This is a genomic window from Umezawaea sp., from assembly GCF_057122925.1.
The window spans coordinates 83,964-104,144 of the sequence record NZ_DBNGPQ010000010.1; the positions used below are offsets into that span (position 1 = coordinate 83,964).

The 20,181-nt window shown below is 72.1% G+C and carries 21 protein-coding genes; 5 read left to right on the plus strand and 16 right to left on the minus strand.

What is annotated here, in order from left to right:
* Positions 1-8: 8 nt before the first annotated feature.
* From AC156L_RS01600 to AC156L_RS01635, 8 genes are read right to left on the minus strand one after another with little or no spacing between them, the layout of a single operon-like run.
* Entirely contained in the window at positions 9-677 is a 669-nt protein-coding gene (locus AC156L_RS01600) for a CIS tube protein (protein WP_330875344.1), read from the minus strand.
* Positions 674-859 (minus strand): putative phage tail protein, encoded by a 186-nt coding sequence (locus AC156L_RS01605; RefSeq protein WP_330875343.1) that lies wholly within the window; start codon positions 857-859, stop codon positions 674-676. The genes AC156L_RS01600 and AC156L_RS01605 overlap by 4 nt, the downstream gene beginning before the upstream one ends.
* Before the next feature lie 8 nt (positions 860-867).
* Positions 868-1,368 carry a phage tail protein gene (locus AC156L_RS01610; RefSeq protein ID WP_330875342.1) on the minus strand — a complete coding sequence of 167 codons (501 nt, stop codon included), beginning with the start codon at positions 1,366-1,368 and terminating at the stop codon, positions 868-870.
* Complete coding sequence (locus AC156L_RS01615) at positions 1,365-2,831, minus strand: phage tail sheath subtilisin-like domain-containing protein (protein WP_330875341.1); 1,467 nt, start codon at positions 2,829-2,831, stop codon at positions 1,365-1,367. Before AC156L_RS01615 ends, AC156L_RS01610 begins: the two co-directional genes overlap by 4 nt.
* A gap of 19 nt (positions 2,832-2,850) precedes the next feature.
* Positions 2,851-3,309, minus strand: a complete 459-nt coding sequence (locus AC156L_RS01620; protein ID WP_330875340.1) for a phage tail protein — start codon at positions 3,307-3,309, stop codon at positions 2,851-2,853.
* Positions 3,310-3,338: 29 nt separating this feature from the next.
* On the minus strand, positions 3,339-5,609 hold the full coding sequence (locus AC156L_RS01625) for a phage tail sheath C-terminal domain-containing protein (protein WP_330875339.1): 2,271 nt from the start codon (positions 5,607-5,609) through the stop codon (positions 3,339-3,341).
* 9 nt (positions 5,610-5,618) lie between these two features.
* Positions 5,619-6,359 carry a carboxypeptidase regulatory-like domain-containing protein gene (locus tag AC156L_RS01630; RefSeq protein ID WP_330875338.1) on the minus strand — a complete coding sequence of 247 codons (741 nt, stop codon included), beginning with the start codon at positions 6,357-6,359 and terminating at the stop codon, positions 5,619-5,621.
* A complete protein-coding gene (locus tag AC156L_RS01635) occupies positions 6,356-6,931 on the minus strand; it encodes a Pvc16 family protein (RefSeq protein WP_330875337.1) in 576 nt (191 codons plus the stop codon). Before AC156L_RS01635 ends, AC156L_RS01630 begins: the two co-directional genes overlap by 4 nt.
* Positions 6,932-7,118: 187 nt before the next feature.
* On the opposite strand from AC156L_RS01635, the gene AC156L_RS01640 reads away from it, so the two are divergent.
* Both AC156L_RS01640 and AC156L_RS01645 read left to right on the plus strand, forming a co-directional pair.
* Positions 7,119-7,334: a hypothetical protein gene (locus AC156L_RS01640; RefSeq protein WP_330875336.1), complete on the plus strand. Its 216-nt coding sequence runs from the start codon at positions 7,119-7,121 to the stop codon at positions 7,332-7,334.
* A gap of 103 nt (positions 7,335-7,437) precedes the next feature.
* The gene (locus AC156L_RS01645; RefSeq protein ID WP_330875335.1) at positions 7,438-8,163 is read left to right on the plus strand and encodes an AfsR/SARP family transcriptional regulator; all 726 of its coding nucleotides are present in this window, start codon (positions 7,438-7,440) and stop codon (positions 8,161-8,163) included.
* A 44-nt stretch (positions 8,164-8,207) separates the two neighbouring features.
* On the opposite strand, the gene AC156L_RS01650 is transcribed toward AC156L_RS01645, so the two are convergent.
* Positions 8,208-8,957, minus strand: a complete 750-nt coding sequence (locus tag AC156L_RS01650; RefSeq protein ID WP_330875334.1) for an SDR family NAD(P)-dependent oxidoreductase — start codon at positions 8,955-8,957, stop codon at positions 8,208-8,210.
* A 90-nt stretch (positions 8,958-9,047) separates the two neighbouring features.
* Here AC156L_RS01650 and AC156L_RS01655 point away from each other — a divergent pair, with 90 nt between their 5' ends.
* A complete protein-coding gene (locus tag AC156L_RS01655; RefSeq protein WP_330875333.1) occupies positions 9,048-9,650 on the plus strand; it encodes a TetR/AcrR family transcriptional regulator in 603 nt (200 codons plus the stop codon).
* A 42-nt stretch (positions 9,651-9,692) separates the two neighbouring features.
* Here AC156L_RS01655 and AC156L_RS01660 read toward each other — a convergent pair whose 3' ends face one another.
* On the minus strand, positions 9,693-10,244 hold the full coding sequence (locus AC156L_RS01660) for an AAA family ATPase (RefSeq protein WP_330875332.1): 552 nt from the start codon (positions 10,242-10,244) through the stop codon (positions 9,693-9,695).
* 27 nt (positions 10,245-10,271) lie between these two features.
* Positions 10,272-11,108 (minus strand): enoyl-CoA hydratase/isomerase family protein, encoded by an 837-nt coding sequence (locus AC156L_RS01665; RefSeq protein ID WP_330875331.1) that lies wholly within the window; start codon positions 11,106-11,108, stop codon positions 10,272-10,274.
* A 118-nt stretch (positions 11,109-11,226) separates the two neighbouring features.
* Between AC156L_RS01665 and AC156L_RS01670 the strand changes: the two genes are divergently transcribed.
* The gene (locus AC156L_RS01670; RefSeq protein WP_330875330.1) at positions 11,227-11,646 is read left to right on the plus strand and encodes a winged helix-turn-helix transcriptional regulator; all 420 of its coding nucleotides are present in this window, start codon (positions 11,227-11,229) and stop codon (positions 11,644-11,646) included.
* Between the two features lie 182 nt (positions 11,647-11,828).
* Here the strand turns inward: AC156L_RS01670 and AC156L_RS01675 are convergent, their stop codons facing one another.
* From AC156L_RS01675 to AC156L_RS01695, 5 genes are all read right to left on the minus strand, one after another.
* On the minus strand, positions 11,829-13,172 hold the full coding sequence (locus tag AC156L_RS01675; RefSeq protein ID WP_330875329.1) for a glycoside hydrolase family 10 protein: 1,344 nt from the start codon (positions 13,170-13,172) through the stop codon (positions 11,829-11,831).
* Between the two features lie 98 nt (positions 13,173-13,270).
* Entirely contained in the window at positions 13,271-14,782 is a 1,512-nt protein-coding gene (locus AC156L_RS01680; RefSeq protein ID WP_330875328.1) for a glycoside hydrolase family 43 protein, read from the minus strand.
* A gap of 44 nt (positions 14,783-14,826) precedes the next feature.
* Positions 14,827-15,675, minus strand: a complete 849-nt coding sequence (locus AC156L_RS01685; protein ID WP_330875327.1) for a carbohydrate ABC transporter permease — start codon at positions 15,673-15,675, stop codon at positions 14,827-14,829.
* Entirely contained in the window at positions 15,672-16,622 is a 951-nt protein-coding gene (locus AC156L_RS01690; protein WP_330875326.1) for a carbohydrate ABC transporter permease, read from the minus strand. The genes AC156L_RS01685 and AC156L_RS01690 overlap by 4 nt, the downstream gene beginning before the upstream one ends.
* A 4-nt stretch (positions 16,623-16,626) precedes the next feature.
* Positions 16,627-17,892, minus strand: a complete 1,266-nt coding sequence (locus AC156L_RS01695; protein ID WP_330875325.1) for an ABC transporter substrate-binding protein — start codon at positions 17,890-17,892, stop codon at positions 16,627-16,629.
* A gap of 489 nt (positions 17,893-18,381) precedes the next feature.
* On the opposite strand from AC156L_RS01695, the gene AC156L_RS01700 reads away from it, so the two are divergent.
* A partial coding sequence (locus AC156L_RS01700; RefSeq protein WP_484406517.1) for a reprolysin-like metallopeptidase occupies positions 18,382-20,181 on the plus strand: 1,800 nt, incomplete at its 3' end.

The following is a 20,181-nucleotide window of genomic DNA, read 5'->3' on the forward strand; positions in this document are numbered from 1 at the left end:
CCCGCCCCTCACATCAGCCGGGGCACGGTCAGCACCTGCCCCGGCCTCAGGTCGCGGGGATCGGTGATCCCGTTGGCGCGGGCCAGCGCCCGCCACTCCTCCGGCCGCCGGTAGACGGCCGCGGCGATGCTCGACAGGGTGTCGCCGACGCGCACGACGTAGCTCTTCTCGACGGTCGGCGAGGAGCGCGGGTTGTCCGCGACCTGCTGGGCCGCGGGCCGGTACTCCTTGAGGGTGAGGTCGAGCTGGGCGCGCAGGGGCACGCCGTCGGAGTGGAAGAGCACGTAGTTCACGTCGAGCTTCTCCACCACACCGGTGAACACGGCCTCGTCCCACACGAACTGGACGATCGGCGGCGCGTGCTCCCTGCTGTCGGGCCGCATCAGGTTGCGGATGGCGTCCACGTAGGACGTTCGAACGTTGTCCAGCGTGTCGGAGGTGTCCACCAGCGCCTGCACGGTGAGCGTCTCGCTGCCGCCGCGGACGTACTGGAGCGGCGGGGTCTCCAGGCCGGGGATGGTGATCTCGGCGAAGGTGTTGCTCTTGCTGAGCTTGTAGTCGGTGGGGTTGAACCGCAGCGGGATGCGGCGCTGCCGCTCGTCGGCGATCACCGGGCGGACGATGTGCAGCCGGGCCCGCGCGCCCAACCCGGCGAACGAGACGGGAGTCGTGCTCACCAGCCCTCCCCGTCGCCGAGCCTGCGGTCGCCCTCGGCGTGCTTCGCGCGTGCGCACTCCTGCTCGTACAACCGCGCCCACGCCTGGATGTGCTTGTTGAACAGGCGGGTGAACACGGCCCCGTCGTCACCGTCCACCTGGAACCGGACTTCGAGGTTGTGGATGACCAGGTTCTTCGGCACGCTGTCTCCTACAGGACGTTCGTCAGGCCCTCGTGGGCGATCTCCAGTGACTCGATGGCGACGGCGCTCTGCTCGCCGTGCAGGTCGGGGCCGCTCCACTTGGCGGCCAGCCCGCCGTGGAACGCCCACGCCATCGCGGGCAGGCCCTCGTCGCCGAGCAGGATCACGGCTCCGTCGCGGCGGGCACCGAGCGAGTCGGCGAGCCCGGTCCGGTACCAGGACCACAGCACGCGGTCGCGGACCACGCCGCGCTTCAACGTGATCCGGTTCCAGGTGTTGCGCAGCGGCAGCTGGTGGACCGAGTCGTTGCGGCCCCCCTCGGCGTAGCCGACCACTTCGAGGGTCCCGCCGAGGCCGGTGACCTCCTGGAACCCGCCCGCCGCGACGAGCGGCAGCAGCAGGGCCTGCGCGGGGGGCAGGTACGCGTCGCCGGGGTCGAGGGTCACGACGAAGCGGAACTTCAGCAGCGGCTCGGTGAGCGCGCGCACGACGTCCACGGGGGTGGTCACGACTCCACCACCTCCAAGCCGCGGTCCTGGCCCAGCACGAGCCGCAGCCGGACGAACTCCATCGGCACGGCGGGCGCGACGTCGATCTCGCACACCACCAGGGCGGGGTCCTGCTCGGGCGGGTTGTTCGTCTCGTCGCACACCACGCGGAACGCCTGCTCGGGCCGGGCCCCCGCGAGCGCGCCGGACCGGAAGGTCTCCAGCAGCACCGAGGTGAGCGAGCGGACCAGCGCCAGGCGCAGCTCCGGGGAGTTCACGTCGAACACCAGCGGGCTCGCGACCCGCCGGATCGCCCGCACCAGCAGGTGCAGCAGGCGGCGGTGCGCGACGTAGCGGCGGCGCGGGTCGGCGGACAGCGTGCGCCCGCCCCACACCACGAGACCTCGACCGCGCACGCACCGCACGAGGTCGACGTTCGCCTCGAACAGCCGGACGAGCTGCGGTTCCGGGTGGTCGACGGCGAGGTCGACGGCGTCGAGCACGACGGCGTTGGCCGGGGTGTGGTGCGGACCCCGTTCGGCGTCGAGCCTGGCCACGACCCCGAGGACGTGCCCGGAGGCGGGGACGTCCCGCAGCCCGGTGCCCGCGAGTTCCGGGGCGCGCAGCGGCGGGTGGTAGACGGCCGCGGTGGACAGCAGCACGTCGTCGCCGTCGCCCGTCAGCCCGCCGGTCCACGCCAGCACCTCGTCCACGGTGGACAGCTCGGGCGGCACGTCGAGCACGACGAGCCGGTCCAGCAGCGGCGCGGTCGTGCGCAGCAGCTCCAGCACCAGGTCGCCGCGGTCCGCGCCGACCAGGTCGGCGCCGAGGTCGGGCAGCGCCACGAGCGCGGGCTCCGGCAGGTCGGCCTGGTCCCGCACGGCGGTCGAGTACTCGGCGCGACCCGGTGCCGCGTCGGTGCCGCCGGTGAGCGCGAGGTCCCAGGTCGCCGAGATGGCGCCGCCCGCGCCGGGCGGGGCGCCGTCCGGCACGAACCGGACCAGGCGGGACGTGGTGAGCCGATCGGCCACCGCCTCCGGAGGCAGGCCCGCGAAGGTCTCCGCCCGCTCGCCCGGCACCACCACCCGGACGGTCGTCGTCGGCGGTCCGGCGACGGAACTGGCCTGGTAGCGGATGGTGACGCGACCGCCGTTCGCCCAGGCTCCGGGACTCGTGGCGACGACCCGCCACCCGTCCGCCCACTCCGCGCCCGCGGTCTCGGCGGGACCGGAGACCCGCAGCACCCACGCCGTGCGACCGCCGTTCTCGAAGAACCCGCGCAGCGCGTACGGCGTGGCCGCCGAGCCGTCCGGCGGGCCGAACGCGCCGACCACGTCGTTCCAGCTCTCGACCCGGACCGGGGTGCCCACCGGTCCGCGCCTGGTCCGGCCGAGGAACGCCGCCACGTCCGTGCGCAGCGGCTCGGTGTCCGAGCCGCGCGGCACGGAGGTGAGGGTCACGCCCGGCAGGGCTGCACTGGTCATGTCCGCGGTCCCCGTCGTCTCACGCGTCGACCAGCAGGCTCTCGACCGCCAGCACGAGCGTCTCCATCGCGATCTCGTTCTTGGTGGCGTTGAACGACGGACCGGTGTACTTCGTGGGCCACGCCCGGTCGAAGTTCCAGCGCATGGCTTCCTGCCGGTTCTCGTCGAGCATCACGATGGAGCCGGACGTGCGGCGCACCCGGCCGTCGAGCGCCTCCTTCACCCAGTTCCAGAAGCCGACGTGGCCGGTGACGCCGCGCTTGAGGGTGAGCGCGCTCGGGAACTTCTTCAACCCCACGAGCTTGCGGACCGTGATGTCCTCGCTGCCGGTCCGGTACTCGATCACCGGGAGTTCCACGTCCAGCCCGCTGACCTCGGTGAAGGACCCGCTCACCGCCACGCCGTCATCGCTGACGTTCGTCACGATGACGAGGAAGTTGTAGGCGGCGTACGGATCGTCCCGCGTCACAGGTGGCATCGCTCTTGCCTCTCAATCACGTCGTGGTGTCAGACGAGCTGCTGCTCGCGGGTCTTCTGCTGGATCCGGAAGACGACGAACTCCGCCGGGAACACCGGCGCCACGCCGACCAGGCAGATCAGCCGCCCGTTCGCGACGTCGTCCTCGGTCATCGTGGAGCGGTCGCAGGTGACGAAGAACGCCTCGTCGGCCGTGGTGCCCGCGAGCGCCCCGGTGCGCCAGACCGTGGTGAGGAAGTTCGAGACCGTCTGGCGCACCAGCGCCCACAGCGACTCGTCGTTGGGCTCGAACACGACCCACTGCGTGCCCTCGTCGATCGACTCCTCGATGAACAGGAACAGCCTGCGCACGTTGACGTACTTCCACGTCGCGTCCGACGACAGCGTCCGCGCGCCCCACACCCGCTGCCCGAGACCGGGGAAGAACCGGATCGCGTTGATCCCCTTGGGGTTCAACAGGTCCTGGTGCCGCTTGGTGACGTCCTGCGCGATGCCGTCGGTGAGCCGGATGCCCCGGATGACGGCGTTCGCGGGCGCCTTGTGCACCCCGCGCTCGGAGTCCACGCGGGCGTAGATGCCCGCCAGGTGGCCGGAGGGCGGCACCTCGACGAACCGGTTGGTCGACGGGTCGTTGGCGACCAGCCACGGGTAGTAGAGCGCCGCGTACCTGGTGTCGAGGGGTTCCCGGAACGTCTGGACGCCCTCGATGTCGAGCCCGTCCTGCGGGTCGAGGATCGCGAACCGGTCCCTCAGCAGTTCGCAGTGCGTGACGAGCGCGGACTCGACGGTGCCGGACCACACGCCGGGGACCGCGCAGATCGAGACCTCGTCGACGTCCTCCAGCGCGACGATGCCGGTGCGCTTGCCGCTGCCGCCGTCGGTCCCGACGAAGTCGCCGACCGAGAGGTCCTCGAAGCCGTCGGTGCCGCCGTCGGACAGCGACAGCCACGGGCCGCCGGTCCTCGGGGTGGGGAACCGGGCGGGGTCGGTGGACAGGTCCGGCAGCGCGGTCGCGGTCACCAGCCGCGACTGGCGCGCCAGCACGGCGGACACGCTCGCCGGGTCGGTGTCGGGGGTGAGCCGGAGGTCGCGGAACGTCTCGGTGACCGCGGTCCCGCCCGGATCGGTGTACCGGGCGTCCAGCACGCCCTCGACGAGGACGAGCTTCGCGGACTCGAACACCTGGTCCGGGGTGTTGGCGTCGAAGGTGACGCGGTCCTCCTCGATCGACACGACGCGCAGCGTGGTCAGGGCGTCGCCGGTGTCGAGCTGGGCGACCGCGTTCTCGTACAGCCTGTTCACCCCGCCGATCCGCAGCTCCGGGCTCGCGCCGCCGTTCGCCAGGCGCACGCGGCGGACACCGAGCCCGACCGGCCAGGCGGGGTGGCTGGTGTTCGCGGGCAGCGTCAGCGTGACCCGTCCGCCCGTCGGTTCGCCCACCGCCACGGGGAAGCGCCGGTTGCCGATCAGGATCCACACGTCGTCGGGCAACGGGTCGGGATCGAGGCCCGGCACCGCGTCCACGACGACCGTGCCGCTGTCGGCGGGCGACTCCACGGCGAGCCGGGTGGTGAACAGCGGGCCCTCGTCCGGTGCGGCCAGCACGGGCAGGGTGGCGCTCGCCGCCGCCTGGAACCGCACCCGCACGGCCGAGCCCCACGCACCGGGGCTGGACGCGGAGAAGCGCAGGCTCGGCGTGTCGGCGCGGGGGCCGACCTGCACGTAGTCGCCCCGCGCCGCCTTCACCTCGACGGCCAGCGGGGCGGCGAGCCGGACCCGCCGGGCCGTCGCGTCGTAGCCGGTGACGGTCGCGGTGCCGATCTCGGTGTCGTCGCCGCCCCGGACGATCGTGAGGGCGTCGGTTCCGGTGAAGCCGATGACGTGCCCCAGTTCCAGCGACGTGGCACCGACGGCGGCGTCCCGCGCGATGGCGCTCACCAGCCCCTGGCCCAACGTGCCCGACGCGGCCACCGCGCCCGAGGAGGCCACCCGCTTCACGTAGAGGCGCTGGCCGCCGTTGTCGAAGAAGCCCTTGACCGCCAACGGGAACAGCCACCACCGGCCGCCCTCGCCGGGGTCGTTCGCCCACGCGTCGCGCACCGTCCGCTCCGGCTCGGCCAGGAAGCCGCCGAACGTGGTCTGGAACTCCAGGAAGTTCGTGACGAGCTTGGGCTTGCCGTCCACCGGTCCGCGCCTGGTGACCCCGACCATGCCCGCGGTGCTGGTGCTCACCCCCGCGATCGGCCGCGGCCCCGCGTCGATCTCCTCGACGTAGACGCCGGGGCTGAGGTACTCGGGCATGGCTGGCTCCTAACTTTCCCTGCTGTTCGGCTGTGCTGGACGGTCGGATCCGGTGATCTCGATGACGTGCCCGCGACCTCGGTCCGCGGGCAGTCGGACCAGAACCGACCCGGTGCGGCCCGGCCGCTCGGTCGCCACCAGTCGGAAGGTCTCGTCGGCGCCCTCCGCCCCGCCCTCCCACCGCAGGGCGAGGCGGAACGCGCCGCGGCCGTCGGTCAGGGTGCGCTCCCGCCAGGGCACGCCCTCGACACCGCTCACGCCCTCGGCGGCCACCAGCGCGTTCGCCACGGGGACCCGCGTCGCCGCGTCCACGGCGACGCCGTACGCGGTGCGCACGCCGGGCCCGTAGGGGAAGGCGGTGCCCGGCAGGAGCCGGACCACCCTCGGCGCGGCGAGTTCGACGGGCGGCCGGTCCTCGTCGTAGGGGAACGTCCGGAACTCGACGCCGACGACGTCGGCGGCGAACGGCTCGTCGTCGGCGGGGTACAGCGGCGCGAACCCGGCCGCGGTGAAGCGGGCCCGGAACCGGGCCGGGGCACCGCGCCTGCCCAGCCCAGGGTAGGCGATGGCCGCGCTGGGCGTGCGCACCGCGCGGACGTCCTCCGGCAGCCACGCGTTCGCGGCGGCGTCGAAGCGGTCCAGCTCGACGGCGACGCCCGCGGCCCGCACGCGCCCGGTGAACTCGTCCACCGGCACGAACCAGGCCGGGCTGTGCAGCACGGACCTCTCGACGCCGTAGAACCGGGTCATGGCGACGGCACCCCGTTGACGGTGCGGCTGGTGACCAGCCGGAGCGCCGACACGTCCAGGGAATCCAGGTTCACCACGCGGATCTCGTAGTTCAGCGAGAGCCGGTAGGGCTTCTGGATCGCGTACCAGACCCACGACTTCTGGTCGAGCGTCAGCGGTGCCAGGGTGACGTGCAGCGCGTCGGTGCTCGCCGCCAGGCTGCCGGTCAGCTCCTCGCCGTCGAGGACCGCGTCGTCGTAGAACGCTTGCAGCGCCCGGCCGATCATCCGGTGCTGGGTCATCTGGTCGCCGCCCCACGGGGTGACGAGGTACCGCAGCAGCAGCGCCATCGGCGGTTTGCGGCTGGTGGGCGCGTCCGGTGGCAGCGAGCGGACCGGGGGGCGGTTGCGGGAGGTCGGGTCCTCCGCGACCTCGTAGAGGAACACCGTCAGCTTCGGCACGTCCAGCTGCACGGGCTCGGAGAGGTCGTGCAGCTCCGCCCTCGGCGGTTCGGCGCTCAGCCCGTCGAGCGCCCGGTTCAGCCGCTCGACGACGATGGCCGACACGTCGGCCACCACACCGAAGTCTCCCACCGGACCCCCTCCTCCCCGCACCACCGGGCGAGCCGCGGTGGCACCAGGGCAGGATTCCAGCAGCGCGTGTCGGGTTCGCGATCCGACCGTCGCGGTGGCGTCACCGCCCCGTTCCACCCCGCCCGCGTTGACGCGCCGGGAACGCGGCGGTGACATCGGATGTGCATCCTTGCCGCTTGTGGACCCCATGGACGCTCCCGAGGAGCGCACCGGCAGCATGATCATGCGTGCCTGGTTGGAGGACGGACGGCCGGACCGCCTGCGCGTGCGGATCCTGTCCTCCGTCGGCTCGCGGCAGGCGCCCCCCACCGCCGTGAGCTCCGAACACGCCGTGCACGCGGCCGTCGACGACTGGCTGCGCACGCTCAGGACCAGGCCCGACAACGTTCCGGTGACGCCGTGACGACGGCCGTGGGCCACAATTCGCGGTGACGCCCGCGGGGAGATCGACGACAATCGTCGAGGAGAGGGCGTTCCCGGTGCTGAGGCGTCGCCTTGGGGGACCGATGCGGACTGAGGTACGACAAGCCGTCACGTTGCGGCTGCTCAAGGGTTTCGCGCTGCTCGTGGGGGACGAGCGGATCGCGCTGTCGTCGAGCGCCCAGCAGCTGCTGGCGTTCCTGGCGCTCCAGGGCAGACCGCGAACACGGGCCTACGTGGCCAGGACCCTGTGGCCCGAGGCCACCACGACCCGTGCGAACGCCAACCTCCGATCCTCGCTGTGGCGGGCGCTGCGCACGGAACCGGGGATCATCAAGGCGTCGTCGCAGGAGGTCGCGCTGGCCGCGGACATCCGCGTCGACTTCCACGACGCCACGGCCCGCGCGCACAAGCTGCTCGACAGGTCCACGGTGTGCGAGGACATCCTGACGAAGCAGACCTGGGACGACCTGTCGTCCGACCTGCTGCCGGAGTGGTCGGACAGCGAGTGGGTGCTGCTGGAGCAGGAGCAGTACCACCAGCTCCGGCTGTACGCGCTGGAGGCGATGGCGCGGCGCCTGACCGCGGCGGGCCGCCACGGCGAGGCGGTCGCGGCCGGTCTCGCCGCCGTGCAGGCCGAGCCGCTGCGGGAGAGCGCGCACCGCGTGCTCATCAACGCCCACCTCGCGGCGGGCAACCGCGCGGAGGCGCAGCACCAGTTCGAGCAGTGCCGCCGCGCGCTGCGGGACGAGCTGGGCCTGGAACCCCCGGTCGCGCTGCGGGAGCTGGTGACCCAGGCGATCCTCCGGTGAACCCGGTGGTGCGCCGGTCGGACCGCCGCACCACCACCGCCGGGTCAGATCTGGTTCTCGCCGCCGTCCACGTACAGGTTTGCGCCCAGGACGTAGCTGCTGTCCGGCGAGGCGAGGAAGGCCACGGCGGCGGCGATCTCCTCGGGGCGGCCGATCCGGCCGATCGCGACCCTGGCGCCCTCGCGCGCCTTGAAGGCGGTCGCGTTCTCCTCGCCGACGAGTTCGGTGATCCCGGAGGTGTCGGTCGGTCCGGGCGAGATCGCGTTGACGCGGATGCCGCGGCCCCTCAGCTCGTTGGCCCACGTCCTGGCGAACGTCCGGATGGCGGCCTTGGACGCCGCGTACAGGCCGAACATCTCCGTGCCGCGGTCGGCGCTGGTCGAGGCGTTCAGGATCACCGAGGCGCCCTCGTTGAGCAGTGGCAACGCCTTCTGCACGGTGAACAGCGTGCCCTTGACGTTGACGGCGAGGATCCGGTCGACCTCCTCCTCGGCGATCTGCTCCAGGGTCGCGAGGGAGGCGGTGGCCGCGTTGGCGAACACCACGTCCAGGCCCTTGCCCCTGGCGCGGACCGCGTCGTAGAGCCGGTCGAGGTCGGCGGGGTCGGTGATGTCGCCCGGCACCGCGGTGACCGACGGGCCGATGGCCTCGACGGCCTCGTCCAGCTCGGTCTTGCGCCTGCCGGTGATGAACACGTGCGCGCCCTCGGCCACCAGCCGCGCGGCGGTGGCCCGGCCGATCCCCCGCGTGCCGCCCCCGGTGACGACGGCCGTCTTGCCTTCCAGCGTTCCCATTCCGACCTCCACAGCTCTCCGTACCGATCGGTACTGAAGTCGACCGTAGCACTTCCGAACCGAACGGTACGGAAGGGGTACGATGGGGCCATGAGCGATGTCCGGAAGCCACCGATCGGCAGGCCGCGGGGGTTCGACGCCGACGAGGCCCTCCAGCGGGCCATGGTGGTCTTCTGGGAGCAGGGCTACGAGGGCGCCAGCCTGACCGACCTGACCGGGGCCATGGGCATCACGAAGACGAGCATGTACGCGGCCTTCGGCAACAAGGAGGACCTCTTCCGCAAGGCGCTGGACCGCTACGCCGACGGCCCGGCGGCGTACGTGGCCAGGGCGCTGGCGCTGCCGACGGCGCGGGAGGTGGCCGCGGCGCTCCTCGCGGGCGCGGTCGCGGCCAGCACCACGCCCGGCTGCCCGGCCGGGTGCCTCGGCGTCCAGGGCTCCCTCGCCGCGGGCGAGGGCGGGCGGACCGTGCGCGACCTCCTGGCCGACTGGCGCGACCAGGGCCGCACGCACCTGCACGACCGGTTCCGGCGAGCGGTCGACGAGGGCGACCTGCCGCCCGACGCCGACCCGCGCGTCCTCGCCCGCTACGTCACGACCGTGGCCAACGGCATCGCCGTCCAGGCCGCGGGCGGCGCGAGCCGCGACGAGCTCCAGGAGGTCGCCGACGTGGCCCTGCGGAACTGGCCCTGAGCGGGGTGGTCCCTCCCCCGGTCACGGGAGCCGTGGCGCGGGTCAGCGGCGCAGTGCGTCCACCAGCAGCGCGTAGGTCTCCGACACCGCTCCCGGCACGCTCGGCACCACCACCGCGTCCGGACGCAGGCGGACGACCTCCACCAGGTCGTCGTACATGGTCCCGAGCGCGGCCGGCCCGCCGCGCGCCGTGACGAGGCGGTGGTGGTGGAGGATCCACGGGTCGTCGCTGTCGCGCGCCCTGCGGTCGAACCGCTCCGCCGACGCCTCCCGGCCGTCGAGCAGCACGACCTCCCGGAAGTCGGCCCCGTGCTCGCGCGCCAGGTCCTCGAACGCCGCGATCTCGTGCAGCCGGGCGTGGTACTGGGGCAGCACGACGTCGTGCCCGCCGCCCAGGTGGGTCGCCGCCATCGCCCGGACGAGCGACCACACGGCGGGCCACGTGTCCGTCTCCTCGTCCCGCCACCCGCCGACCAGGCGGTGCACGAGGTCGACGTCGAGGTTCAGCGTGCCGGGCTCGCGATCGGCGAGCAGCGCGGAGAGCGTGGACTTGCCGATGCCCGGCGGACCGTTGAGGTGGACCAGTCGTGCCACACCAGCACCCTAGCGCCCCGACCGGCGCTAGATCACCGACCGGGCCAGGCCCCGGAACAGGCTCTCCAGGTCGTGCTCGCCGTCGCGGGTCTGCGCGCCGTGGGTCAGCCCCGCCCCCATCAGCTCCGCCGTGGCGGGGCGGAAGACCAGACCGGCCCAGGCGTCGTTCTCCCGCACCAGGCCCTCGGTGAGGTCGCGGGGGGCGATGGCGTGCTTCACGGCGGCCACGACGCCGTCCGGGAGCGCGGCGATGTGGCGGGCGAGGCGGTCCACGACGTCGTCCAGCTCGTCGGCGGGCACGGCCCGGTTGACCCAGCCGTAGCGCTCGGCGGTCTCGACGTCGAACAGGTCGCCGCCGAGCACCACCTCCAGGGCGCGGTTGCGGCCGATCCTCTCGGCGAGGTACTGCGTGGCGCCACCGCCGGGCACGATGCCCATGAGCGCCTCGACCTGGCCGAGCCCGGCCCGGCCGATCGCGGCGAACGCCATGTCCGCGGCCACGACGAACTCGGCTCCACCGCCGCGCGCCTTGCCCGCGAGCTTGACGATCGTCACCTGGGGCTGGTGGCGCAGCTGCTCGCCGAGTGCCTGGAAGACGTTGACGCCCTCCGGCAGGCCGGCCGCCAGCGCGGCGAGGGCCTCCGGTGTGGCGGTCATGTCGACGTGGGCCAGGAAGAAGTCCGGGTCGGCGCTGTCGAAGACGATCACGCGGACCGCGTCGTCGGCCGCCAGCGCGGTGAGCAGGTCCCGCAGGTCGGTCATCAGGGCGACGCCGAGGAGGTTGACCGGCGGGTTGTCGATGGTGACGTGGGCGACCCCGTCCTTCCTGATCACCCGCAGGGTCTGGTGGGAGTCGTGGTCCATCATGTCTCCAGTAGGTGTCCGGGACGATCTCGGTTCCTGTTCACACCTACTGTGAAACCACTCCTGAGCTGCGTCAACAAGGCACTGTGGGGATACTGGGATTGTGGAGGATACCGCCGTGACCGCGTCCGAGAGCGATGTCGAGAGCTTCTACGGGGCCATCTCCGAGGGCGGCCTGGTGTTCCGGTCCGACTGCGCGAGCAGGCCGATCCTCGACCAGATCGCCGACAAGTGGTCGATGATGGTGATGGCGGTCCTGAGCGAGCCGCGCCGGTTCAACGAGATCAGGCGCCGCCTCGACGGCGTGACCCAGCGGGTCCTGACGCAGACGCTCCGCCGCCTGGAGCGCAACGGGATGGTCCGGCGCCGCGTGCTGCCGACGTCGCCGATCGGCGTCGAGTACTCGCTCACCCCGATCGGGGAGTCGCTGCGCGAGCCGTTCGGCCACCTCTACGACTGGACGGTCGCGAACGCGCCCGCGATCCAGGCGCACCAGCGCGACTACGACGGCAGGCAGCGGGCCCGGCCGTCGAGCTGAAGCACCGGTTCCGGCACGCGCCGGTCGACCCGGTTCCGCGCGCGCCTCCGGTGTCCCCGTGGTGATCACGACCGAGGCCCGCCGGGGCCGCTCCGGCACAGCGGTCTTCTCGTCACGCCACCTCGGGCCGGGCCGTGACGAGGGTGGGAGGGCCCCGCGGCGCGGGACCCTCCCACCGCGGATCAGCTCGCCTGGCAGGTGACGGTCGGCCAGGCCCAGTTGCCGTTGTGCTGCACGGTGAAGCCGAACGAGTTGCCGCTGCCGTTGGGGCGCGCGGTCATCACGTTGCCACTGGAATCCCAGCTGGCGCTGGTGTTCCAGGTGGCGATGATCTTCTGCGGCGAGCTGACGGTGACCGTGACCGTCCAGTTGTCGCTGCCCGAGACGGAGACGAGGCCGTTGAAGCGGTCGTTCCACTTCTCGCCCTCGGAGTACGTCGCGCTGCAACCACCGGGGTTCGGGTTGGACGTGGTGGTCGTGGTCGTCGTCGGCGGGGTGGTGCCGGTGCCGGTGTTCAGCACGGAGAGGACCGAGTTGTACGCGGCCTTCTTGTTGCCGGAGCCGTCGAACAGCAGCGGGGTGCCCGAGGCGCGCCACGAGTCGGTGTCGCGGATGCCCCACACGGTGATGCCGGTGCAGCGGGCCACGGACAGGCAGGCCTGCACGACGCCCTGGTACTGCTGGGCCTGGCTGGAACCGGAGCCCTCGATGTCCAGCTCGGTGATCTGGACATCGACGCCGAGCGCGGCGAAGTTCCCCAGGGTGGTGTGGTAGTTGGACGGGACGGGGTTGCCGCTGTTGAAGTGGGCCTGGAAGCCGACGCAGTCGATCGGCACGCCGCGGGACTTGAAGTCCTGCACCATCCGGTACACGCCCTGGGTCTTGGCGTGCGACCAGTTGTCGGTGTTGTAGTCGTTGTAGCAGAGCTTGGCGTTCGGGTCGGCCGCCCGCGCCGCGCGGAACGCCGCCTCGATCCAGTCGTTGCCCGTGCGCTGGAGGTTCGAGTCGCGACGACCGCCGGAACTGCCGTCGGCGAACGCCTCGTTCACCACGTCCCAGGCGTAGATCTTGCCCCGGTAGTAGCTCGCGACCTGCGTGACGTGGTTGAGCATCGCCGAGCGCAGGGCGCTGCCGCCCATGTTCTGCATCCACCCCGGCTGCTGGGAGTGCCACGCCAGGGCGTGGCCGCGGACCCGCTTGCCCTGGTTGCGGGCCTGGTTGACGATGCGGTCGGCGTTGCCGTAGCTGAACTGCCCCTGGTTGGGCTCGGTCGCGTCCATCTTCATCTCGTTCTCGGCCGTGACCATGTCGAACTCACGGTTCAGGATGCCCGTGTAGGTCGAGTCCGAGAGCTTGTTCGCCGCCACGGCCGTGCCGAAGTAGCGGCCGCTCTGCTGCGCCGCCGCCGCGAGCGTGGAGGCGGCGCCGCTGGCGGGTGCCGCCGCGAGGACCGCGACCCCCGCGGCGACGGCCACCAGGGCCGACACGAGCGCTGTTCGTGAGACCGACTTCGCTGTCAGCGTCATGGATGTCGCTTTCTTGGAGGCACCCGTGGAGGTGCGTGGGTGAACGGGGTGGAGACCCCCGGAGCCGGGTGCTCCGAGGTACAGGGGGGTGGGGACCGCTACGGGGCGTCGAGCGGACCGTGTTCGAACCAGTCGGCCCACGCGGTGCCCTCGGTGGCGTACAGGCCGATGACCCGGCCGGTGAAGCCCGTGGCGACCTCCGTGGACAGGTACCGGCCGTCGAGTTCGGCGAGCAGGTCCTCGCCGACGTGGAAGGCGATGAGGTCGGGGGCGGCGACGTGGAGGCCCGTCGGCTGCCCGTCGACCGGTGGCCGCTCCCCCGCCGGGCCGGTGGTGATCACCAGCGTCACCGGGCCGGGCGGCACGGGACGGGTCGCCACCCGGTGGCGCAGCGGGCCGATCCGGGCGATCACGTCGACCTGCCCGTCGGCGACCTCCAGGTCGTAGTGGTGGCCCTCGTCCACGCGGATCGACAGGCCCGCCCGACCGGAACCGGGGTCCAGCAGCGCCGCGGTCCGGCTCTCCTGGTGCTCCTGGCGGCGGCCGAGGAGGGTGCAGCCCGGTCGGTCCAGTGTGGACCCGGTGGCGTGCAGGGCCAGCCACCCCGGCCGTTCGACCAGCGACCAGGAGTCGTCGGGGCGCGACCGCGGCGAGATCCACCGCGGGTCGAGCGCGGGCGCGTCGAAGTCGTCCCGGCGCGCAGCCCGCTCCACCGGCCGCGGGCTGCCCGGTCCCCGTTCGCGGAGGTTGACGGGGCCGACGACCGGCCAGCCGTCCTCCCACGCGACGGGGGTGAGGAACGTCTCCCGCCCCAGCACGTGGAAACCGGGGCTGTAGCCGCGCGGACGGGTGGCGAGCAGGACCATCCAGTACTCGCCGTCGGGGCCGATGACGAGGTCGGCGTGGCCGGTGCTCTGGACCGGGTGGGCGGTGCCGCGGTGGGTCAGGACCGGGTTGGACGGCGCGGGTTCCCAGGGACCGCGGGGGGTCCGGGCGCGCGCCATCGCCACGGTGTGGCCGCGTTCGGTGCCGCCCTCGGCGATCATCAGGTACCACCACTCCCCGATCCGGTACAGGTGCGGCGCTTCCGGCCACTGCAACCCCGTCCCGGACCAGGCGGCGATCGGCCCCTCCAGCACCTTCCCGGCCTCGGGGTCGATCCGGGCCACGCCCACGCCCTGGAAGGCGCACCAGCAGTCGCCGTCCTCGTCCCACGCGAGGTCGGGATCGATGCCGGGCAGGTCGATCCACACCGGGTCCGACCACGGGCCCTCGGGCCGCTCCGCGCTGACGATGAAGTTGCCGCCCTCGGAGACGTTCGTGGTGATCAGCCAGAACCTGCCGTCGTGGTGGCGGATCGTCGGCGCGTAGATGCCGTCGGACGCCGACGCGTCGGGCGGCAGCGGGAGCTGGGCAGGCCGGTCGAGGACGTTGCCGATCTGCCGCCAGTGCACCAGGTCGCGGCTGTGGAAGAGCGGTACGCCGGGGAAGTACTCGAAGCTGGAGCACACCAGGTAGTAGTCCTCGCCGACCCGGCAGACGCTGGGGTCGGGGTGGAATCCGGGGATGACCGGGTTGTCGTAGTACCAGTCCGTCGTTTCCTCGTGCACGGGTTCCGTCGCTCCAGGGTGTCGTGGTGCAGGGGGGTGGTGTGTCAGCCCTTGAACGCGCCTTCCAGGACGCCCGCGACCATCCGCCGTCCCACGAGGACGAACAGCACGACCAGCGGGGCGGTGGCCAGGAACGAGCCGGACATGGCCAGCCCGAGGTCGACGTCGTAGCTGTTCTGGAGGGCCTTGATGGCGATCTGGGCGGTGTAGCGCTCGGGTGTCTTGAGCACGATGAAGGGCCAGAGGAAGTCGTTCCACGCCGTGACGAACCCGAACAGGCCGAGCACGAACGCCGCGGGGCGCACGATCGGGAAGGCGATGCGCCAGAACACCTGCCACGAGTTCGCGCCGTCGATCGTCGCCGCCTGCACCAGTTCGTCGTCGATCGTGGCGGTGATGTGCTGGCGCATCCAGAAGATGCCGAAGGCGCTGGCCAGTCCGGGCACGACCAGGGCCTGCAGCGTGTCCACCCAGCCCAGCGACGACATGATCATGTACTGCGGGATGACGGAGAGCTGGGTGGGAACGGTCATGGTGAGCACGACGACCAGGAACAGGGTGTTGCGGCCGGGGAAGCTCAGCTTGGCGAACGCGAAACCGGCCAGCGCGCACAGCACCGCCTGGCCCGCGCCGATGGCGGTGGCCACGAACAGGCTGTTGAGCAGGGACTGGACGAACGGCACCGTGTCCAGCACCAGGCCCAGCAGGTGGAAGAAGTTGTCGCCGGGCACGACCGCGGGCGGCATCCGCGTCGCGGTCGCGGTGTCGGTGGTGGCGACGACGAACATCCAGTACAGCGGGAACAGGCACGCGGCGGCGGCCCCGGACAGCAGCAGGTAGGTCCACCAGCGGACCCGGCCGTGGGGTCGGCGGCGCGCCGCGGCGGCGGTCACCGGTCCGCCCTGATCCGCGCCGACAGCAGGTAGTTGACCGCGGCGATCACCACGACCACGACGAACAGCGCGACGCCGACCGCCGAGCCGTAGCCGAACTCGAACTCCCCGAAGCCCTGCTCGTAGAGGAACAGCGTCAGCGTCTGGCACTGCCGGACCGCGCCGCACGTCAGCGGTGCGCCCGCGGCGATCAGGAGCGGCTCGGTGAAGATCTGGAGTCCGCCGATGGTGGACGTGACGACGGTGAAGATGATCACCGGCCGCAGGGACGGGATGGTGATGTGGCGGAACCGCTGCCACGGACCGGCTCCGTCGATGGCCGCCGCCTCGTAGACCGCGCGCGGCACCGCCTGCAACGACGCGAGGTAGAGCAGCGTGGTGTAGCCGAACCACCGCCAGGTCACCATCGTGGCGATCAGGACGTGGCTGCCCCAGGTGGACTGGACGAAGTCGACCGGTGCCACGCCGACCAGGCCCAGCAGCCAGTTGAGCAACCCGTAGTCGCGGTCGAACAGCTGCGCGAACACGATCGCCGTCGCCGCCACCGACGTCACGTAGGGCACCAGCACCGACATGCGGAAGAACAGCGCGAACCGCAGCCGGGCGTGGTTGAGCACGTGCGCCAGCAGCAGGGCGATCAGCAGTTGCGGGACGGTGGACAGGAACCAGATGCTCACCGTGTTGCGGGCGGCGTTCCAGAAGCGGGGGTCGGAGGCCATGCGGGTGAAGTTGTCCACGCCGATGAACACCTGGTCGCCGATGGGGTTCCAGTCGAACAGGGCCACGTAGAAGGTGAAGGCGAACGGGAACAGCCCGAACACCGCGAAGAGGACGAAGAACGGGGCGATGTAGGCGTAGGGCGCCAGGCGCTCCCCCAGCCCGCGAGCCGTTCGGGGGGCCAGGGGCGGCGGCGCGACCCGCGGTGCGGGGACGAGCGTGATGGCCACCCGGTCACCCGCCGATGGCGGTCTTGATGTTGCGGACCGCGTCGTCCCACGCGGTGGCCGGGTTGCCGCCGCTCTGCTCGACGTTGGTGATGGAGTTGAGGAACTCCTGGCCGATGGTGGCGCTGTCCGGTCCGATGTAGAACGGCTTCAGCCCCAGCAGCGAGTCGGTGTAGACCCGGCCGATCCGCGCGTCGGAGAAGAACGGGTCCTGCCGCGAGGTGAGCTTCTCGTCCTGGTAGACCGACGGGGTGGAGGGCAGGGCCCCGACGCGGACGAAGTGGTCGAGCTGCCCCTGGGGCGACTGCATCTCCTTGATGTAGTTCCAGGCGGCCTGCGGGTTCTTCGCGCGCTTGGGGATGGCCAGGTAGCTGCCGCCCCAGTTGCCCGCGCCGCCGGGGATCTTCGCGATGGCCCACTTGCCCGCGGTGTCGGGTGCGGTGCTGCGGATCGTGTTGAGCATCCACGACGGCGCGGCCACGGCCGCGTACTGACCCTGCGCCAGGCCCGCGCTCCACGCGCTCTCGAACGACGTCTGCCCCGCGGTGATCCCGGCGGTGGCCGCCGCGACGCCGAGGTCGAACGCCGCCCGCACCTGGGGGTTGCGGTCGTAGACCAGGTCGCGGCCCTCGCTGTAGTACTTCTCCGACACCTGGTTGACCGCCTGGTAGAAGACGCTGGTGGCCGCGTTGTCGATGAAGGCCTTGCCGGTGGCCTGCTTGTAGCGCTTCCCGGTCTCGATGAACGCCTCCCACGAGGGCCACAGCGCGCTGACGGCCGCCGGGTCGGTCGGGAGCTGGGCCGCGGCGAACAGGTCGGTCCGGTAGGCGATGGCCATCCCGCCGACGTCGGTGGGGATGCCGAGCACCTCGCCGTCCTTGGCGACGCTCTGCTTCATCACCCAGTCCAGGTAGTCGTCCGTGATGTCGTCCGCGCCGAGCGTTCTCAGGTCGACGAAGTTCTGGGGCTGCTGCACGAACTTCGGCAGGTTGTCGCCCTGGATGAGCACGAGGTCCGGCACCTTGCCTCCCGCCAGCGCCGTCGTGAGCGCCTGCGCGGTCTCCGTCGAGGTGCCCACCTCGGTCAGCTTGACCTCGACGTCCGGGTGCTTCTCCCGGTAGGCGTCCACGGACAGCTTCTGGTTGATGGCGGCGAACGACCAGAACTCGAACGACGTGCCGTCGCCTCCCCCGCCACCACCCGTGCCGGGTGTGCAGGCGGTGGTCAGGACGAGCGCCGCGGCGGCGAGCAGCGTGGGCAGGCGGAGGGTCACGTCGCGTCTCCAAGGTGATCGGGGCGAACAGCAACACCGGTCGACGAACTCGAAACTTTCGACATATTTTCCGAATGTTAGCGCTCACGACGGTAAGCTGAGTCACATCCGGCGTCAAGGGCGTCACGTCGCTGTCACCTGGAGGACCCACGTGCCCGGACTGCGACGGCGGCCCGACGTCGACCGTCACAACCGTGCCCGAGGAAGCGCCGAGAGGGCCGGGGCACCGACCCGCGCACCCCGAAAGTACTTTCGTAACCCGCTGAACAGAGGCAACAAGGGGGTCGCGCGCACCGAGAGGACGCCGTGCCACGAGGGTTGGACCGAACCGGGTGGAGGTCCGCGCTCGACCCGACCGGACCGACCGCGACAGAGGTCTGTTAGCGCGAACATGGCGGGTGCGGCAACTCGATACTTTCGACGCTTCTCGCGCAAGAAATGGATCGGCAGGATGTGGGTCGACCTCGCCCCCTTCGAGAGGAGACCCCCGTGGCAGCACCTCCCACGACCCGCCGCGCCCTGGCACTGGTGGTGATCGCCGTCGCGGCGGGCGCGTCGGTGATCACCAACGGGTCGGCCGCCGCGGCGGACAACCCGTGGACCAGGGCCGACAGCGGGGTCGTCGCGTCGCGCTCGGCCCAGCCGGGAGACGTCCGGGCGGAGGGGTTCGCGGGGTTCACCCTCGACCGGCCCGCCATGGCCGCCGCCCTGGCGGGGGCCGACACCCGCGAGGTCCTGCTGCCGACGCCCGCGGGCACGTTCGAGCGGTTCGCGCTCGTCGACACCCCGGTCATGGAGCCGGGGCTGGCCGCCCGGCACCCGGAGATCAGGACCTTCGCGGGCCGGAGCCTGGACGACCCGACGGCGACGCTCCGCGCGGACCTGACCCCGCTGGGCTTCCACGCCTCCGTGCGCTCCCAGCGCGGGCAGTGGTTCGTCGACCCCTACAGCCACCGCGACCAGGGTCTGTACGCCAGCTACTTCGGCCACGACCTCGCGCCCGCCGCGCCGCTGGAGGAAGGCGGTGTCGAGTACGCGACGACGCCGTTCCGGCCCGCGACGGCGGCCCCGAGCCCCGTCGTGCGGCTGCGCACCTACCGGCTGGCGATCATCTCGGACCCGTCGTACGCCCGGTACTTCGGCGTGGAGAACGTGATCGCGGCCAAGGCCGCCCTGGTGAACCGGGTGGCGCAGGTCTACGAGGACGAGCACGCGATCCGGCTGCTGCTGGCCGACGGCAGCGACCGGACGAACCTCAGCACCGACGCGGAGGCGACCGGTCCGAACGGGCCGTGCGGCGCGGCGCCGTGCTTCGAACCGTCCGAACTGGAGGGTTGCGTGACCGGGACCCTCGGTCGCGCCGCGACGGTGCTGGGCCAGCTCATCGGCGCGGGCGGCTACGACGTCGGGCACGTCGTGCTGGGCGTCCGGGGCGGCGGAGCCGGGGTACCGGGCGTGGGCGGGCCCGACAAGGCCGCGGGGTGCACGGGCATCACCACACCGACCGGCGACCACTTCGCCGTGGACTACGTGGCGCACGAGATCGGGCACCAGTTCGGCGCGGAGCACACGTTCAACGGCGACCAGTGGGGCTGCGGCACCGGCCAGCGCCGGGCGGAGTCCTCCTACGAGCCGGGCAGCGGCTCGTCGATCATGGCGTACGCGGGCATCTGCCAGCAGGACAACCTCCAGCGGCACAGCGACCCGTACTTCTCGCACCGCAGCCGCGTGGAGGTCGCCGCCTTCACCACGTCGACCAGGTGGGACGCGACCGAGGTGCAGAACGTGTCCCTGCGGGACTTCGACGACGGCGACTCGTTCACGCTGACCCACGACGGCCGCAGGTCGGACCCCGTCACCCGCGCAGGCTACGGCCAGGAGGCGATCAGGGCGGCGGTCGAGTCGATCCTGCCCGAGGGCGCGCGGGTCGAGGTCGCGGGCTTCGGGGACAACGTGAACCGGCCGACCCCGTTCGACACCACCGGTTTCCAGGTCACGTTCCGGGGAGCACTGGAGGGGACCGACGTCGCCGCGCTGGGCATCGACGTCACGGGGGCGACCGGGCACGTCGGCGAGACGGTCAGGGGTGGCCCGCAGGGCAACCAGGGCCACGTCCGGGACACCCGCAACCACGCGCCCGTCGTGACCGTCCCCGCTCGGCACACGATCCCGGCGCGCACGCCGTTCTCGTTGACCGGCAGGGCCTCCGACCCCGACGGCGACCCGGTGACCTACCTGTGGGAGCAGGACGACCCCGGTGGCGAGACCGGAACCCCGTTGGTGGACAAC